Origin of the sequence: Micromonospora sediminicola (assembly GCF_900089585.1) — a bacterium.
In the GTDB taxonomy this organism is placed as follows: Bacteria; Actinomycetota; Actinomycetes; order Mycobacteriales; family Micromonosporaceae; genus Micromonospora; species Micromonospora sediminicola.
The window spans coordinates 547649-564409 of the sequence record NZ_FLRH01000004.1; the positions used below are offsets into that span (position 1 = coordinate 547649).

19 protein-coding genes and 1 pseudogene are annotated in these 16761 nt (G+C 72.8%); 14 read left to right on the plus strand and 6 right to left on the minus strand.

Going from position 1 to position 16761, the window contains the following annotated elements:
• Window positions 1–89: 89 nt before the first annotated feature.
• The 6 genes and pseudogenes from GA0070622_RS23860 to GA0070622_RS23885 form a co-directional block, all read left to right on the plus strand.
• Window positions 90–1070: pseudogene (locus GA0070622_RS23860) on the plus strand (NAD(P)-dependent alcohol dehydrogenase); the annotation flags it as partial.
• Between the two features lie 320 nt (window positions 1071–1390).
• Entirely contained in the window at window positions 1391–2080 is a 690-nt protein-coding gene (locus tag GA0070622_RS23865) for a hypothetical protein (protein ID WP_245666784.1), read from the plus strand.
• A 63-nt stretch (window positions 2081–2143) separates the two neighbouring features.
• The gene (locus GA0070622_RS23870) at window positions 2144–2887 is read left to right on the plus strand and encodes an SAM-dependent methyltransferase (protein ID WP_091578902.1); all 744 of its coding nucleotides are present in this window, start codon (window positions 2144–2146) and stop codon (window positions 2885–2887) included.
• A gap of 85 nt (window positions 2888–2972) precedes the next feature.
• Complete coding sequence (locus tag GA0070622_RS23875) at window positions 2973–3344, plus strand: ArsR/SmtB family transcription factor (protein ID WP_091578905.1); 372 nt, start codon at window positions 2973–2975, stop codon at window positions 3342–3344.
• Window positions 3345–3689: 345 nt separating this feature from the next.
• Entirely contained in the window at window positions 3690–5531 is a 1842-nt protein-coding gene (locus GA0070622_RS23880; RefSeq protein ID WP_091578908.1) for a family 43 glycosylhydrolase, read from the plus strand.
• A gap of 12 nt (window positions 5532–5543) precedes the next feature.
• Window positions 5544–6659 (plus strand): RICIN domain-containing protein, encoded by a 1116-nt coding sequence (locus tag GA0070622_RS23885; protein WP_091578911.1) that lies wholly within the window; start codon window positions 5544–5546, stop codon window positions 6657–6659.
• Between the two features lie 4 nt (window positions 6660–6663).
• On the opposite strand, the gene GA0070622_RS23890 is transcribed toward GA0070622_RS23885, so the two are convergent.
• Window positions 6664–7263 (minus strand): tetratricopeptide repeat protein, encoded by a 600-nt coding sequence (locus GA0070622_RS23890; protein ID WP_091578914.1) that lies wholly within the window; start codon window positions 7261–7263, stop codon window positions 6664–6666.
• Window positions 7264–7363: 100 nt separating this feature from the next.
• Complete coding sequence (locus tag GA0070622_RS23895; RefSeq protein WP_091578917.1) at window positions 7364–8239, minus strand: aldo/keto reductase family oxidoreductase; 876 nt, start codon at window positions 8237–8239, stop codon at window positions 7364–7366.
• A 186-nt stretch (window positions 8240–8425) separates the two neighbouring features.
• Here GA0070622_RS23895 and GA0070622_RS23900 point away from each other — a divergent pair, with 186 nt between their 5' ends.
• From GA0070622_RS23900 to GA0070622_RS23910, 3 genes are read left to right on the plus strand one after another with little or no spacing between them, the layout of a single operon-like run.
• Window positions 8426–8845, plus strand: a complete 420-nt coding sequence (locus GA0070622_RS23900; RefSeq protein ID WP_091578920.1) for a PPOX class F420-dependent oxidoreductase — start codon at window positions 8426–8428, stop codon at window positions 8843–8845.
• Window positions 8846–8882: 37 nt separating this feature from the next.
• Window positions 8883–9473 (plus strand): DinB family protein, encoded by a 591-nt coding sequence (locus GA0070622_RS23905; protein WP_091583850.1) that lies wholly within the window; start codon window positions 8883–8885, stop codon window positions 9471–9473.
• Window positions 9474–9517: 44 nt separating this feature from the next.
• Window positions 9518–10087 (plus strand): hypothetical protein, encoded by a 570-nt coding sequence (locus GA0070622_RS23910; RefSeq protein ID WP_245666785.1) that lies wholly within the window; start codon window positions 9518–9520, stop codon window positions 10085–10087.
• On the opposite strand, the gene GA0070622_RS23915 is transcribed toward GA0070622_RS23910, so the two are convergent.
• Entirely contained in the window at window positions 10053–10550 is a 498-nt protein-coding gene (locus GA0070622_RS23915) for a YcxB family protein (protein ID WP_091578923.1), read from the minus strand. The two genes, GA0070622_RS23910 and GA0070622_RS23915, sit on opposite strands and share 35 nt — an antisense overlap.
• A 382-nt stretch (window positions 10551–10932) precedes the next feature.
• Between GA0070622_RS23915 and GA0070622_RS23920 the strand changes: the two genes are divergently transcribed.
• Window positions 10933–12228, plus strand: coding sequence for a CE1 family esterase (locus GA0070622_RS23920; protein WP_091578926.1), 1296 nt, complete (start codon window positions 10933–10935; stop codon window positions 12226–12228).
• A 45-nt stretch (window positions 12229–12273) separates the two neighbouring features.
• Here the strand turns inward: GA0070622_RS23920 and GA0070622_RS23925 are convergent, their stop codons facing one another.
• Both GA0070622_RS23925 and GA0070622_RS32905 read right to left on the minus strand, forming a co-directional pair.
• A complete protein-coding gene (locus GA0070622_RS23925; RefSeq protein WP_091578929.1) occupies window positions 12274–12834 on the minus strand; it encodes a DUF3455 domain-containing protein in 561 nt (186 codons plus the stop codon).
• Between the two features lie 147 nt (window positions 12835–12981).
• On the minus strand, window positions 12982–13779 hold the full coding sequence (locus GA0070622_RS32905; RefSeq protein WP_218012362.1) for a hypothetical protein: 798 nt from the start codon (window positions 13777–13779) through the stop codon (window positions 12982–12984).
• 111 nt (window positions 13780–13890) lie between these two features.
• Here GA0070622_RS32905 and GA0070622_RS23940 point away from each other — a divergent pair, with 111 nt between their 5' ends.
• The 4 genes from GA0070622_RS23940 to GA0070622_RS23955 are packed head-to-tail and all read left to right on the plus strand — an operon-like array spanning window position 13891 to window position 15450.
• Entirely contained in the window at window positions 13891–14217 is a 327-nt protein-coding gene (locus tag GA0070622_RS23940) for an ArsR/SmtB family transcription factor (RefSeq protein WP_091578932.1), read from the plus strand.
• The gene (locus GA0070622_RS23945; RefSeq protein WP_091578934.1) at window positions 14217–14438 is read left to right on the plus strand and encodes a hypothetical protein; all 222 of its coding nucleotides are present in this window, start codon (window positions 14217–14219) and stop codon (window positions 14436–14438) included. Before GA0070622_RS23940 ends, GA0070622_RS23945 begins: the two co-directional genes overlap by 1 nt.
• Entirely contained in the window at window positions 14435–15013 is a 579-nt protein-coding gene (locus GA0070622_RS23950) for a CDP-alcohol phosphatidyltransferase family protein (protein ID WP_091578937.1), read from the plus strand. The genes GA0070622_RS23945 and GA0070622_RS23950 overlap by 4 nt, the downstream gene beginning before the upstream one ends.
• On the plus strand, window positions 15010–15450 hold the full coding sequence (locus GA0070622_RS23955; RefSeq protein WP_091578940.1) for a hypothetical protein: 441 nt from the start codon (window positions 15010–15012) through the stop codon (window positions 15448–15450). The genes GA0070622_RS23950 and GA0070622_RS23955 overlap by 4 nt, the downstream gene beginning before the upstream one ends.
• Window positions 15451–15523: 73 nt before the next feature.
• On the opposite strand, the gene GA0070622_RS23960 is transcribed toward GA0070622_RS23955, so the two are convergent.
• Window positions 15524–16759 (minus strand): cellulose binding domain-containing protein, encoded by a 1236-nt coding sequence (locus GA0070622_RS23960; protein WP_091578943.1) that lies wholly within the window; start codon window positions 16757–16759, stop codon window positions 15524–15526.
• Window positions 16760–16761 lie beyond the last annotated feature (2 nt).

Consider the following 16761-nt stretch of genomic DNA (forward strand, 5'->3'; position numbering starts at 1 on the left):
TGTCTGCACCCTAACCGTCTTGACAGGTGTACGCCGTACACCCATCCTGACAAGGCAGGTGTACGCCGTACACCAGGGGAGGAGTCACGATGAAGGCGATCGTCCAGGACCGGTACGGCCCACCGGAGACCCTCACGCTCGCGGAGGTCGACACGCCGACGCCCGCACCCGACGAGGTGCTGGTGCGGGTCGAGGCCGCCGCGCTCAACGCCTACGACTGGCACGCCGTGCGGGGCGACCCGTGGCTGGCACGCCTGGCGATGGGACCGGCCCGACCCCGGGCCCGCATCCGTGGCCGCGACGTCGCCGGCCGGGTCGAGGCGGTCGGCGCGCGGGTGCGCAGGTTCCGCCCGGGCGACGCCGTCTTCGCCGACCTGGGTGACGCCAACGGCGCGTTCGCCGAGTACGCGTGCGTGCCCGAGGACGTGGTCGCGCCGTCGCCGACGAACCTCACCCCGCCACAGGCGGCCGCCCTGCCGCTGGCCGGCACCACCGCGCTGATGGGGCTGCGCGACGTCGGGCGGGTCGAGCCGGGCCACCGCGTCCTCGTCAACGGAGCGTCCGGCGGCGTCGGCACCCTGGCGGTCCAGCTGGCCAAGGCGTTCGGCGCCACCGTCACCGGCGTGTGCAGCACCCGCAACGTCGACCTGGTCCGCTCCCTCGGCGCCGATCACGTCGTCGACTACACCCGGGAGGACTTCACCCGCCAGGGGCGCCGCCACGACGTCCTGCTCGATCTGGTCGGCAACCGCTCGCTCCGTGCGCTCCGCCGGGCGCTGACCCCCACCGGGACGCTGGTGCTCTCCGGTGGCGGCGTCTACCGCGGCGGCACCATCGTCGGCCCGGTGTGGCTGATCGCGCGCGGACGCCTGTCGGCGCCGCTGGTCCGGCACCGCGTCGCCGTGCTCACCGCGACGCCGAGCCGGCCCCATCTCGACCTGCTGCGCGCCCACGTCGAGGCCGGCCGGCTCACCCCGGTGGTCGACCGCACCTATCCGCTCGACGAGGTGCCGGAGGCCATCCGCTACCTGGAGGGCGAGCACGCGCGGGCGAAGGTCGTCATCACCGTCGGGAGCACGCGACCGGCGGGTGAAGCGGGTCATCGGAATCGGGACGACGACGGGCCGCCCGGTCGATGAGATGTTGATACATTCGCGCTTCGCCGAGCGTCGACAAGAGGATCGAGCATGTCCGACACGGGGGCCGGATCGGAATTCGGATCGACGGAGGAGCAACCCGAGCCATCGACGGCGCCGCCGGCGCCACCACCACACGCGCCACCCCCGGCCGGCCAGCCGTACGGGCCGCCGATGGCGGTCCTGCGTACGGGCCGCCGTTCGGGGCCGGCCCGCCGGGACCGGGTCGGGCCCATCGTGGCCTGATCATCGCCGTGGTCACGCTGGGCGTCCTGCTGTTGCTGGCGTGCACCGGCCTGGTCGGCGGCGCCTTCCTGCTGCGCGCCGGCGCCGACGATCCGGCCGAGCCCGTGCCGGCCACCTGGCCGTCGACCACGACCGGCAGTCCGCCGGCGCCCGACCCGACCGGGAGCGCGGAGCCGGCGCCGCAGGGACCCCAGGCCAGCGACTTCGCCGCCGCCGAGATCACCGACCTGAACAACGTGTGCGACGGCGTCCTCTACTACCCGCAGTCGCCGAAGCGGGCCGGGAAGGCCCCGCACCCGGTGGCGCTGCTCATCGGTGACACCCCGGGCGGGCAACGCCGCCAGGACAACGGCTACTACTACGACGAGGGCCTGTCCAAGCAGGTGGAACGGATCTGGGCGGCGGAGGATCCGAAGACCGTGCAGATGGTCGCCTGTCTCGACCGGGTGAGCACCGGCGCGACGATCCGCAAGTGCCGCTACGACGACCCGAAGCCGGACACGTTGACGCTGCTGAAGGCCACCTACCGCCTCCGGGTCCACGAGGTGGCGACCGGCCGGAGGCTGCTCGACAAGACCCTGGGCGGCGACGACCAGGCCTGCCCGTACGTCGTGCTGGTCGGCGCGGACAAGAAGATCTACGCCGAGGTCAGCGACCGGTCGCTGCTCGCCGCGCTGCGCAACCTGGTGAAGCGGTAGGGCCACCGGGCGGCGGGCAAAGCCGGATGCCGCCCGTCCCGTCGTGGTGTTCACTGTCTCCCCGTGGATCGTCAACGGCTCAGCAGCATCGCGCACTCGCACCACCCGATCGCGGCGCCGATCTCCGGCGTCAATGTCAACCGGCTCCTGCGCCGGGCCGGCCGGGGGCCGTCCGCCCGCGTCCTCGACCTCGGCTGCGGCGAGGCGGCCTGGGCGCTGCAGGCCCTCGCCCACCACCCCGACGGGCACGCCGACGGCGTCGACATCAACCCGTACGCCCTGGAGCGCGCCGCGACCGCCGCCGCCGAACGTGGCCTCGCCGACCGGCTCACGCTGCACGAGCGCGACGCCCGCGCGTACGTGCCGGACGGCGACCACGACCTGGTGATGTGTGTCGGGTCGACGCACGTCTTCGACGGATTCGCGGGGACGCTGCGGCTGGCCGGGCGACACGTGCACCCGGACGGGATCCTCCTGGTCGGCGAGGGCTTCTGGCAGGCCCCGCCGACCCCGCAGGCGCTGGCGGCACTGGACGCGAAGCCGGAGGACTTCACCGATCTCGCCGGTCTGGTGGACGTCGCCGAGGAGGTCGGGTGGACCCCGGTGTACGCGCACGTCAGCGACGCCGCCGAGTGGGACCACTACGAGTGGTCCTGGGTTGGGTCGCTCACCGAGTGGGCGCTCGACAACCCGGGCCACCCGGACGCCGCGCAGGCGCTGGCGGTCGCGCGCGAACACCGGGACCAGTGGCTGCGCGGATACCGCGACGTGTTGGGCTTCGCCACCCTGGTCCTGCGCCGCGCCTGAGGCCGGCTCACCTCCGGCGAGGAATGTGCCCGTTACGTCGATCCGATCCCGGTTTCCACCGCGTCGTCGATGTTCAGGTGCGACGATGGACGGCGTGGGAACCGCCAAGACCGCCATGCCTTCCATCTCGCCGCTGTCCGGCGAGCCGATCAAGCGCGCCGACGCCGAACGGCTCGCGGGGGTGCTGAAGGCGTTCGCCGACCCGGCCCGACTGCGGCTGCTCAGCCTCATCCAGTCCGCCCCGCAGGGCGAGGCGTCGGTGAGTGACCTGACCGCCCCGCTCGGGCTGTCCCAGCCGACGGTGAGTCATCACCTCCGGATCCTCACCGAGGCCGGCCTGCTGGAGCGCGAGAAGCGCGGGGTGTGGGCCTACTACCGGGTGGTCCCCGCCGCGGTCGCCGCGATCGCCGACCTGTTGACTCCGCCCCGCAAGCGGGCGACGAAAAAGGCGCGCTGAGCGAAACCGCTGGTCAGCGGTCGCTTCGACGGCCGGTGCGCCGGCCGCCGCAGGCCGGTGGCCGGCCCGCCCGGCCATGCGCCGCCGCCCGTCAGGGCTCCCCGTCCCTCCCGGAGTGTGCTCTAATTACCGGCGTCGATGTTTGCGATAACATCGGTGACCGGCAGGCCACCACCGTCGGCACTTCCGACCCCACCGCCTGCACGATCTCCGTCCCGAGATCGTGGTTCCAGCGGTTGAGTCGACGCCGCGACTGTTAGCGTTTCCATCGACGGCAATCCACCACCCGCGAGGCTTCTCGCCGGCACGGACGGTCCGGGAGCCCCGCGTACCCGAGGAGCCGTCATGGTCATCTCCCGTCTCCGGCCCGGCCGGGCCGGACGCTCCCATCCGCTCGCCGCGCCCGCCGCGGCCGACCCGGCCGCCGGCGGTCCGGGGCGACGGAGAGCCACGTCAGCCCGGTCCCGGCATCGGACCAGGCGCCGGATCGCCCTGGTCGCCAGCCTGCTCGCCCTGGTGGGGTTGTTCCCGGCGATCGCCCGGGCCGACAACCCCATCGTGCAGACGATCTACACGGCCGATCCGGCACCGCTGGTCCACAACGGCCGGGTCTACCTCTACACCGGCCACGACGAGGACAACTCGACCTGGTTCACCATGAAGGAGTGGCGGGTCTTCTCGTCCGACGACATGGTGAACTGGACCGACCACGGCTCCCCGCTCAACATCGCCAGCTTCAGCTGGGCCAAGTCCGACGCGTGGGCCGGCCAGGCGGTCTACCGCAACGGCAAGTTCTACTGGTACGTGCCGATGACGGTGCGGGCGACCGGCCAGATGGGCATCGGCGTGGCGGTCTCGGACAGCCCGACCGGCCCGTTCCGGGACGCGATCGGACGCCCGCTGGTGAGCAACGGCGAGATCGACCCCACCGTGTTCATCGACGACGACGGCCAGGCGTACCTCTACTGGGGCAACCCGCGCCTGTGGTACGTGAAGCTGAACGCGGACATGACCTCGTACTCGGGCAGCCCCACGCAGATCCCGCTGACCACGGCGGGCTTCGGCACCCGGACCGGGGACGCGAACCGGCCGACCCTCTTCGAGGAGGGGCCCTGGGTCTACAAGCGCAACGGCCTCTACTACCTGGTCTACGCGGCCAAGTGCTGCTCGGAGTTCATCGCCTATTCCACCGCGCCCGGCCCGTTGGGGCCGTGGACCTACCGCGGAACGGTGATGCCCACCCAGGGCAGCAGCTTCACCAACCACCCCGGGATCGTCGACTTCAAGGGCGGTTCGTACTTCTTCTACCACAACGGGGCACTACCGGGCGGGGGCGGCTTCACCCGCTCCGTGGCGGTGGAGAAGTTCTCCTACGGCGCGGACGGTTCCATCCCGACGATCAGCATGTCCACCGCCGGTGCCCCGCAGGTCGGCACGCTGAACCCGTACGTCCGGCAGGAGGCCGAGACGATCGCCTGGGGCTCCGGGGTGGAGACCGAGCCGAGCAGCGCCGGCGGGATGAACGTCGGGTGGATCGACAACGGGGACTACATCAAGGTCAAGGGCGTGGCTTTCGGCACCGGCGCGGCCTCGTACACCGCCCGGGTGGCCTCGGCCGCCGGCGGGGGCACCATCGAGGTCCGCCTCGACAGCGCCACCGGCACCGTGGTGGGCACCTGCCGGGTGTCCGGCACCGGGGGGTGGCAGACCTGGACCGACACCACGTGCGCGGTCAGCGGCGCCACCGGCACCCACGACCTCTACCTGCGGTTCACCGGCGGCAGCGGCTCGCTGTTCAACCTCGACCACTGGCGGTTCACCCCGACCGGCGGCGGCACGCCGACCAGCCCACCGCCGACGACCCCGCCGCCCACCACCCCGCCGCCGACCACCGACGCCTGCACCGCGAGCTACCGCACCACCAGCACCTGGTCCGGTGGCTTCCAGGGCGAGGTGACCGTCACGGCCGGCGCCGCGGCGATCAACGGTTGGACCGTGGGCTGGAGCCTGGCCGCCGGGCAGAGCGTCAGTCAGATCTGGGGCGGCACGTTGAGCACCAGCGGCTCCGCCGCAACCGTGCGCAACGTGTCCTACAACGGCTCCGTGCCCGCCGCCGGCTCGACCACGTTCGGCTTCCTGGCGAACGGCTCCCCGTCGACGCCGTCCCTGACCTGCACCAGTCCCTGAGGAGGAACAGTCATGCGAACGAGGGCAGGAGCGTGGCTCGCCGCGCTGGCCATGATGGTCGCCGGCCTGCTGGTCCCGGCCGGTCCGGCGGGCGCGGAGTCCAACGGTGGGGTCCGGGTGATGCCGCTGGGTGACTCGATCACCGAGGGCACCCAGGTCCCCGGCGGCTACCGGATCGGACTGTGGCAGCGGCTCGCCGGTGCCGGCTACCGGGTCGACCTGGTCGGTTCCCAGTTCAACGGGCCGGGCAACCTCGGCGACCACGACCACGAGGGTCACCCCGGCTGGCGGATCGACCAGATCGACGCGAACATCACCGGCTGGCTGAACAACTACCGGCCGCGCACCGTGTTGCTGCACATCGGCACCAACGACATCCTCCAGAACTACAACGTCGCCGGCGCGCCGAACCGGCTCTCCGCGCTGATCGACCGCATCACCACGACCGCGCCCGACGCCGACGTTTTCGTGGCCCAGATCATCCCGCTGGCCAACCCGGGCCAGGAGTCGGCGGTACGCACGTTCAACGCCGCCGTCCCCGGCATCGTCCAGGCCAAGGTGAACGCCGGCCGGCGCGTCCACCTGGTCGACCAGCACTCGGCGCTGACCACCGCCGACCTGATCGACGGCGTCCACCCGACCGCCACCGGCTACGACAAGATGGCCGCCGTCTGGTACCGCGCGCTCCAGTCGGTGTCCGGCAGCATCGGTACGCCGGGCAGCGGCGGGAGCACCTACCAGAACGTGCAGGTGGTGAACACCGGCTCGGGCCGGTGTCTGGACGTGCCGAACGGCAGCACCACCAACGGCACCGCGGTGCAGCTCTACGACTGCTGGGGCGGCACCCCGCAGCGCTGGACCTACACCTCCGCCAAGCAGTTGCAGGTGCTGGGCGGCAAGTGCCTGGACGCCAGCGGGCGGGGCACCGCCAACGGCACCAGCGTGATCGTCTGGGACTGCACCGGTCAGGCCAACCAGCAGTGGAACCTGAACGCGAACGGCACGATCAGCGGGGTCCAGTCGGGGCGCTGCCTGGACGCCGCCAACTACGGCACCGCCAACGGCACGCGGATCAACCTCTGGGACTGTCACGGCGGCGCCAACCAGCAGTGGAGCATCCGCGCCTGACGCGTCAGAACCGCTGGGTGTTGCGCAGCGCCACCCGCAGGTTCTCGCCGATGTCGCGGGTCAGCGGGTCGTCCGGGCCGAACGCCCGGGCGGCCCGCTCGTAGCTGGACCGCAGCAGGTCCAGCGCGGCTGCGGCGTCGCCGGCCATGAACAGCGAGACGCCGAGCGTCTTGGCGGTGGCGAGGGTCTGCGGGTGGTCCTGGCCGAGCCTGCGCCGCTGGCGGCGCAGCGTGTCCTCCAGCACCGGCAGGCCCTCGCCCCACTGGTGCATGACCACCAGCGCGCACCCGAGGTTGTAGGCGTAGACCAGCGTGACCGGGTCGCCTGCGCCCAGGCCGGCCGCGGCCCGGTGGTGAGCCTCCCGGTGCCGCTGCGCCGACTCGCCGAGCCGACGCAGGCGGAACAGCGCCGACCCCCACCGGTCCAGGGTGCGCAGCGTCTCGGGGTGGGCCGGGCCGAGCTGCCGCTCGCAGTCGGCGAACAGTGTGCGCCAGGCGCGCTCGGCGGCCGCGTACTGGCCGGCCTCGAAGAGGGCCAGGCCGGAACGCGCGCGCCGCTCCAGGTCGGCGGGGATCGGTCGAGATCGGGACGGCAGGAATCTCACGGCTCCTCCTCCGGTCGGTCACCTCGCTGCGGCCGCCCCGACTCTATCGATGAATGTCTACCCTGGGTGGCGCACCGGACACGCGGCGCCGCCGAGGTGGTCAGCCCGCCGGTGCGCCGATCGCGTCCAGCTCGGCGAGCGCGTCGGCGGGCAGGTCCAACGCCGCGCCGGCGACGTTCTCGCGCAGGTGCGCGACCGAGGACGTGCCGGGGATGAGCAGGATGTTCGGCGACCGGTGCAGCAGCCAGGCGAGCGCGACGGCCATCGGCGTGCTCCCCAACCGCTTCGCGACCCGGTCCAGGACATCCGACTGCAAGGGCGAGAAGCCGCCCAGCGGGAAGTACGGCACGTACGCGATGCCCTGCCGGGCGGTGCTGTCGACCACCTCGTCGTCGTCGCGGTGGGCCAGGTTGTAGAAGTTCTGCACGCACACCACCGGGGCGATCGACTGCGCCTCGGCCAGCTGCTCCGCGGTGACCGTGCTCAACCCCAGGTGCCGGATCAGCCCCTGGTCGCGCAGCTCGACGAGCGCGCCGAACTGTTCGGCGATCGAGCCGGGCTCGGGTGCGTCGAGGCCACCGACCCGCAGGTTCACCACGTCCAGCGCCGGCAGGCCGAGGCGACGCAGGTTGTCGTGCACCTGTTGGGTCAGCTCGGCCGGGGTGCGGGCGTGCGGCCATCCGCCCTGCTCGTCCCGGCGGGCGCCGACCTTGGTGACGATGTGCAGGTCGTCGGGGTACGGCGCGAGCGCCTCCCGGATGATCTCGTTGGTGACGTGCGGGCCGTAGAAGTCCGCCGTGTCGATGTGCCGGATGCCCAGCTCGACGGCGGTCCGCAGGACGGCGACGGCGGCGTCGCGGTCGCGGGGTGGCCCGAACACGCCCGGGCCCGCCAACTGCATGGCGCCGTAGCCGACCCGGGTGAGGGTGAGGTCCCCGACCTGGTAGGTGCCGCCGGGGAGCTTGTCGCCGGTCATGGGTTCCCTTCCGCGCGCCGGAGTCTCCGGCCGCACCCCGAACGGTGCCCGCCGGCGGCCGGCGCAACCAGGCACCACCGATCCCAGGATGGGCGGAGCCAGGACGGGCGGCTGCCGCGCATCCCCGGCGGCGGGCCCGGCCGGTCCGTACAGTGCGAAGACAGCACCGTCGCGAAGAGGAGAGCCATGTCCAAGCCGCCGCTGCCCGAGCCCGCCGTCGCCATGCTGCGCAAGCCGAACCCCGCCGTCATCGCCACCCTGCGCCCCGACGGTCAACCGGTCTCCGCGGCCACCTGGTACCTGTGGGACGACGGCCGGATCCTGGTGAACATGGACGAGGGCCGTCGCCGGCTGGGCCACCTGCGCAACGACCCCCGGGTCACCCTGACCGTGCTGGACGAGCAGGGCTGGTACACCCACCTGAGCATCATCGGGCACGTGGCCGAGCTGCGCGACGACGCGGACCTGGCGGACATCGACCGACTCGCCCGGCACTACACCGGCAACCCCTACCCGCGTCGTGAGCGGGCCCGGGTCAGCGCGCTGATCGAGGTCGACCGCTGGCACGGGTGGGGTGAGCTGAAGGACAACAGCCAGGTCGGCTGAGCCCCGGATGTCCGACCGGTGCGGAACACTGGCGGGCATGGCTGACCTGGGCGACGTGAAGGACGCACTGCACCTCTACCTGCGGGAGACCCGCGAGGATCTGATCTGGAAGCTCGACGGGCTGAGCGAACGCGACGCCCGGCTCCCCCGCACCGCGACCGGCAACAACCTGCTGGGCATCGTGAAGCACTGCCTCAACGTGGAGGCCGGCTACTTCGGGCCGACCTTCGGCCGGCAGTTCCCCACCCCCGGCGAGCTGGTCCCGATGGAGGCGTACGACGCGGATCCGCAGGCCGACTGGTACGCGCGGGAGGACGAGACCAAGGACGGTCTGATCGACCTCTACCGCCGGGTCGCGGCGTTCGCCGACGAGACGATCGGCCAGCTCCCGCTGGACGCGCCGGGGCAGGTGCCGTGGTGGCGACCCGGCCGGCAGGCCGTGACGCTGCACCGGATCATCACCCACGTCACCGTGGACCTCGCCCGGCACGCCGGCCACGCCGACATCCTGCGGGAGCAGCTCGACACGGCGATCGGCCTGCGGGAGGCCAACACCAACGTCCCCGACGAGTACGACTGGCCCGCGTACGTCGGCAGGTTGACCACCCTGGCGGACCGGTTCGCCTAGGAAATCGGCTGGCGTGCCCGGCGGGGCTGGGTCACTCTGGCGGGGTGATCCTCATCCAGCGGGTTCGGGTCCGGTGGCCGGCCGCGGCGCGCGGCGCGCCGGCCGCGAACGCCCGGCGCGGCCTCAACCAGCCGGTGGCACTGCCCCGGGAGCTGCCGGAGGCCGAGGTGGTGATCCACGACGTCCTTCTCGACGAGGCGGACGGCTACGCACCCCGGCACGAGGTGCTGGCCGGCAGCCCGGGTCGCGCGCACGCCGTCGGTCTGTGGCTCAGCCGCCGGGAGGTGACGGTCGGCGTCGACCGGCTGCCCACCTGGGCGGCCTACCCGCACCCCCGCGCGTCGACCCACCTGTTCGCGCTCGCGCCGGGTCAGGTGGGCCGCTACCGGGCCAACTTCCGGTTCACCGGCTGCTCGTGCAGCCCGAGCTGGTACTTCGAGGACTGGGTCGTGCACGTCAGCCACGGCTGGGTGCACCGTGACCACTTCGAGCGGGGCCAGCCGGAGCGCGACCTCGACCACCGCGTGCACCTCTACGGCGGGACGGGCCGCCCGGCACGCCGGCCGTGCCCGCCCGCGCTCAGCGGGGTGTCAGGAGCCCTCGTCCGGCCATGAAGGCGCGCAACGTCTCGTCGTCGCCGGCGGACATCAGCCGGCGCGGGATCACGGTGGCCGGCATCCGGCCGACGTAGACGATCCAGAACTCCGGCGTCTCCTCGACCCGGGCCACGCCGTCCCAGGCGATGCCGCCGGACTCCGAGCCGCTGCGCATCATGATGTTGTCGTCGGTGATGTCGTAGCCGCCCTCGACGGCGTAGCCGGCGGAGCGGCGTCGGGCCCGCCACCGCACCCACGGCGCGTAGAGCATCGACAGCACGCCGCCGACGAGCAGCGCCAGCCAGAGCGTCGTGAACCGGCCGCCCCACCCGGACGTCCGGGCGACGACGAGACCGAGCGCCCCGACCGCCGCCAGCACGGCGCCGATCCAGCCGAACCGGCGCAGCCGGACGCCGCTGAGCACGGCGGCCACGCGGCCCGGATAGGCGGGGTCGGCCGGGACGGCGAAGCGAATGTGCACGCCCGAACGATAACCGCCCGGCGGGCCGCGCCGGCCGCCAGGCGCACCCTGTTATCGCTCACACCTGCACTGCTCGCTGCCCCTGCGGTTGAGTATGTTATCGATAACCTGCTATCTTTTGGCGCGGGAGCGCCAGGGCACGCTCCCGGTCACCCGCCATTCGGCACGGCGCTTCGAGGCACCTGCTCTCGCCGCCCGACCGACCGGCCGGTGACCAGTCCGGGCCGATCCGCCGTTGCCAGCCGCCACAGGTGACCGCCGGACGCGTCAGGCCCCGGCCGCACGCCCACGCCTCCACGCCACCTCGCGGGCGATCCCGGCAGCGACGGACACCCCTGCGCGCACCGCCGGCACCACACCACCCACGGCACGGAGGCAAGCAATGGTGAAACGTACACAGCTCCTCTCATCCCTGGCCGCGGCGGCCGTCCTCCTCGCGGCGACCGCCGGCGCGCTGAGCGGCGGCCTCGGCGGAGCGGCGGAGGCCGCGACGAACGGCACGCTCGCGGCGACCGCGGGCTGCGGCAAGGCCCCCACGCTCACCAGCGGCACCCGCACCATCACCAGCAGCGGACAGAACCGCAGCTACATCCTGCGGATCCCGGACGGGTACGACCGGAACCGCCCCTACCGGCTGATCTTCGGTTTCCACTGGCTGAACGGCTCGGCGAACAACGTCGCCTCCGCCGGCTACTACGGGCTCCTGCCGCTGTCGAACAACAGCACGATCTTCGTGGCGCCGCAGGGCATCGACAACGGCTGGGCCAACACCAACGGCCGGGACCTGACGCTCTTCGACGACATCTCCCGCCAGGTCGAGAACGACCTCTGCGTCGACACGACCCAGCGCTTCGCGCTCGGCTGGAGCTACGGCGGGGCGATGAGCTACGCGGTCGCCTGCGCCCGACCGACGGTCGTCCGCGCGGTCACCGTGCTGTCCGGCGCCAACCTCAGCGGCTGCAACGGCGGCACCCAGCCCGTCGCCTACTTCGGCATCCACGGCATCTACGACAGCGTGCTGAACATCTCGATGGGCCGGTCCCTGCGCGACACGTTCGTCCGCAACAACGGCTGCACCGCGCAGAGCCCGCGCGAGCCGAGCCGCGGCAGCCTCACCCACGTCACCACCACCTACGCCGGCTGCCGGGCCGGATACCCCGTGCAGTGGGCCGCCTTCGACGGCGACCACACGCCCAGCCCGGTCGACGGCTCGTCCAGCCCGAACGACTCCCGGACCTGGACGTCGGCGGAGATCTGGCGGTTCTTCTCCCAGTTCGAGTCCACCACCCCGCCCACCACCACCCCGCCGACGACCACCCCGCCGACCACCACTCCCCCGACCACCACGCCGCCCACGACGCCCCCGCCGACCGGCGGCCCCTGCGCGGCCACGTACCGCAGCGTCAACACCTGGCCGGGCGGCTTCCAGGGCGAGGTCACCGTGGCCAACACCGGTACCGCCACCCTCAACGGCTGGACGGTCCGGCTGAACCTGGCCGGCGGCCAGGCCATCAGCAGCCTCTGGAGCGGCGTCAACACCGGCACCACCGGCACCGTCGCCGTCCGGAACGCGCCCTACAACGGCACGCTCGCTCCGAACGCCTCGACGACGTTCGGATTCACCGCAACCGGTGACGGCGCCACCGCGCCGAGCGGCCTGACCTGCACCAGCCCCTGAACGTGAGCCGTCCCCGGTGCCCTGCGGGCACCGGGGACGGGTCACCTACGGCTTCGCCGCCCAGAAGACGTAGACCGCGCCGTACGGCACGGCCGCCGTCGTGCCGTCGACGCAGCTGCCGGCCGGCGCCACACCCCCCGAGGTCAGCAACCGGTTGATGTACGCGACGCCGCCGAGGACACCCGCGCCGCTGTGCGAGTCCACGGTGAGCAGCAGTTCGGGGATGGTGCCCGCACGCGGGCTCTCGGCCGTCTTCTTCGCGGTGATCAGGGAACCGTCGCGCTCGGACTGCCAGCTCGGGCCCCTGAAGTGGTGCACCCGACCGCCGGTGCCGAGCAACCGCGCCTCCGGCACGGACACGCCGGTGAACACGCCGCCGGCGCATGTGTAGGTCTGCGTTCCCTGCGTGACAACGTACGCGCCGACCAGGAGCGATCCCGCCGGCGGCCGGATCGCCGGGGCGATGAGGGGGGCCTCGGCGACCGTGGCCGTCGGGGTCGCCGCGGCGGCGGCGGTCTGGGGGGCCACCGCGCCGGTCGTCGCCAGGACGCCGGCCAGGCCGACGGCCGAGAGCGCCCGCAGGCGGGGACGAGACGTACTGAGCATGCCGTTCCTCCGTTCGGGGCGGGCGTGTCCGCGCCCATCTCCGTCCTCAACGGGAGCGGGAGGCCCATCGATCAATCCGGCCGCAGATCTGCCGGTCGCCAATCCGACAGCGCGACTCGTCCGCCGGCGACAGAGCCCGCGCGCCCGTCACGGAGCGTTCCCGTCGAGCGCCTCGTACTCGGCCGGCGGGCGCACCAGCTCCGGGTGGGACGTCCAGTAGCCCTGGCCGTGGATCTCCACCATCGCCCAGTGCCACGCCTCGTCGTGGAAGACTAGCCCTCGGTAGGGGGCGTCTCGCTCCTCGAACGGATACCGCCGCAGCGCCGCCGCCTCCGCCTGATCGGCGTCGAGGTCGCCGTAGCGCCGCATCACCCACGCGAAGCACCGGCGTTCCTCGTGCAGGTACCGGACGTACTCCTCCTCGGTCCAGTCCGCCCAGCCGATGGCCGGGGCGGAACCGGCGGCTGCGGCTGACCGGCGGTCGAGGACGGTCCGGGCCAGGGCGGCGAGGTCGGTCCGCAGGTCGTCGTCGGCCTGTCCGCCGAGGTTCCCCTCGAGACGCTCGACGAGGGCGGCGACCGCCGGGAGCAGGTCGCGCAGCCGACTGCCGTCGTGGCCCACCAGATGGAGATCGTGGATCCCCCGCTCGACGGGGATGCCGCCCTCGAGGATCCGCTCGCAGGTGTCGACCGTGACCAGCTCCACCGCGGTCGGCAGGTCGGGCTCCGGCAACCCGACCTCGGCGACGACCTCCGCCAGATGCCGGTTCGCCTCGTGCACCGACAGCGTCCGGGTCGACTCCGCCGCGAGCGCCGCCACGGCGTCGCCGCCGACCCCGACCACGAGGAGGTCGCAGGCCAGCATCACCGCCTGACGCGGGTCCGCGTCCCGGACCAGGGCGCGGGCCTGTTCGACCCGGAGCCGGCGAAGCAGCCCGTCGTCCATCAGCCGAGGCTAGTACGCCGCCCCAGATCCCCTCGCTGAGGTCAGTGACGGCACGGCGGGTCCACCTGACTGCTTTGACGATCTCGTTGGCACCTGCTAATAATTGTTGGCATGAGCAAGCAGGAGCTGACGGGAGACGCGCTCATGGGCATCCTGGGCGCCCTCGCCAGCCCGCACCGGCTGCGGGTCGTGGCGGCGCTGGCCGGTGGCCGGGCGTACGTGTCGCAGCTCGCGCGCGACCTCGGCATCAGCCGGGCACTGCTCCAGGTGCATCTGAAGAAGCTGGAACGGGCCGGACTGGTGATCGCCGACCTCGAGCTGTCACCCGACGGCAAGGCACTCAAGTTCTACCGGGCCGCACCGTTCTCACTGGTGCTCACCCCCGAGATCATCGCCGCTGCGGCGGCCTCCCTGACCACCGATCCGAAGGAGCAGTGATGGACATCGCCTCCGTCTTCCTCATCGTCGCCGGCGCGCTGGCCATCGCGGTCATCTGGCTTTTCGGCACCCGCACCATGACCGAGCAGCAGCGGCGTCACGTCGACCTGACCGAGCGCACCGAGCGCACCGAGCGCACCTTGAGCGAGGTCCGCGACCAGCTCGCCGAGCTCAACCGGCGCACCGCCGAGGTGGAACGCATCCTCAAGGACGCCGAATGAGGAACGTGCCCAACACGATCACCGCGATTCGCACCATGGTCGCGGTCGGGCTGGCGGTGACGGCCCTCGCACAGCACAGCCCGGCCCTGCTGGTGGCCGCGTACGCGACCTACTGGGTGGGCGACATCGCCGACGGCGCGGCCGCCCGCGCACTCGGGCAGGAGACCCGGGTGGGCGCCGTCTTCGACATCGTCGCCGACCGCGCCTGCACGGCCACGTGCGCCGCCGCCCTGATCGTCCTGCGGCCGGAGACCGCGCTGCCGGTGGGCGTGTTCCTCTTCCAGTTCATGGTCGTCGACCAACTGCTGAGTTTGGCGTTCCTGCGCTGGCCGCTGCTCAGCCCCAACCACTTCGCGCGTGTCGACCGGCGGATCTGGTGGTGGAACTGGTCGCCGCCGGCCAAGGCCGCCAACACCGGCGCCCTCATCGTCCTGGTCGTGCTCAGCCCGTCACCGTGGTTACCACTGACCTTCGCGCTGACGATCACCGCCGTCAAGGTCGCGTCGCTGGTCGCCGTGACCCGGCTGACGACCCCGATGCCGGCCTTCCCCACCCCGGTCAGCGGCTCGCCGTGATCGCGATCCTGGCGGCCGCGGGCGTGGGGATCGTCTCGGCCGTCCTGCCGCTCGTCCCGATCGAGCCCTACCTGATCGCCAGCACGGCCGCCGGGCACGGTCACCCGATACCCCTGGGAGTGGCCGCCGCAGCCGGTCAGACGATCGGCAAGGTCGCGCTCTTCCTGGCCTCCCGGGGCACCGTGCGGTCCGCCTGGCTGCGACGCAAGCTGGCTTCGGTACGCCGGACCGGTCGGCACCGCCGCCCACCACCGGACCGGCCGTGGCCCGCCGCGGCCCTTCTCGCGGTGAGCGCCACCACCGGCCTGCCTCCCCTGCTGGCCACCACGGTCTACTTCGGCGCGACGGCGATGCGGGTGACCGTCTTCACCGCGATCTGCCTGGCCGGTCGCGCGGCGAGGTTCGTGGCCGTGGCATACCTGCCCGGCCTCGCCTGACAACGTCCCGCCGGAACCGGTGGCGTCTTCGCCCGGGGTGTGACCCGGGTGACCGGGCCACACCCCGGACACCTCAGCAGCCGATCCGGCTGGACCCGACCGCGACGTCGTCGTACCAGAGGGTGTCGGCCCCGCCGCCGTAGCTCTCCCAGCCCAGCTTCAGGTCGGTGAGCTGCGGCCGCCAGGTGCGGTCGTACCACTGGCCGTCGATGTCGTGCGTCGGTACGCCGTCGGCGGTCAGCCCCGCGACGGCGGCCCCGTCCAGCCAGGTACGGAGCTGCCCGGCCGCGCCGTCCACCATGAACTCCAGGCAGGCCCACCGATTGGTGGGCAGCGGCACGCTCTGCGCCACCCCGGCCGGGCTCTGCTCGGGCAGCGTCGCGTCATCGGACGCGCGGTTCCACTGCAGGGCCCCGTTCTGGCCGCCCATCCGCAGGTCCTTGTTGCCGTCGGCGGCGTCGGTCATCGCGATCATCGTGGTGTGGTCGGTGGGTTGGGCGGTGGTGTGCCGGACCCAGATCCGGCCGTAGCGCACGCTGCCCAGGCCGGCGAGGTTCCGCGTCGACCGGATGAAGACGTGGTTGCAGTACCCCGCGGCGCCGGTGATCCGGATCGCCCGGCTGCCGCTGTGCGTGGTGCTCGTGTCGACTGTGGCCGTGCCGGCGCCGGAGCAGTCCGGGTTGACCACGGTCCAGTCGCCGGACGGCGTCGAGCCGGTCTGGGTCTCGAATCCGTCGCAGAGCACCGCCCCGGCGCACCCGGTCGGCGGCGGGGGCGGCTCGGTCGTGGGCGGGACGGTCGTGGGCGGTGCGCTGGTGGGCGGCGCGCTGGTGGGCGGGGCGGTGGTGGGCAGCGTCGTGGTGGGCGCTCCGGTCGGCGTGGGCCCGACGCCGTTGCACGCCACGCCGTTGAGGGTGAACCCGGTCGGCGTGCCGCCGCCGGTGCCGTACGTGCCCTGCACGCCGAACTCGGTGGAGCCGCCGGCCGGGATGCTGCCGTTGTACGACAGGTTGCGGGCGGTCACCGTGGCGCCGGACTGGCTGACCGTGGCGTTCCAGCCGTTGGTGACCCGGTCGTCCCCGGCGTACGTCCAGGTGACGGTCCACCCGGACACGGCGGTGTCGCCCGGGGAGACCTTGACGGTGGCGGTGAATCCACCGGGCCACCGGTTGGGGGTGTAGTCGACCCGGCAGCCCGGCGCGGCCGAGGCCGGGCCGGTGAGCACCGCCGTTCCGGTCGCGGCCACGGCGGCGGCCAGTGCGGCGACGACCGCCAGGGTCGGGGCGGGGCGGGCGCGGAGAATCGTCATGG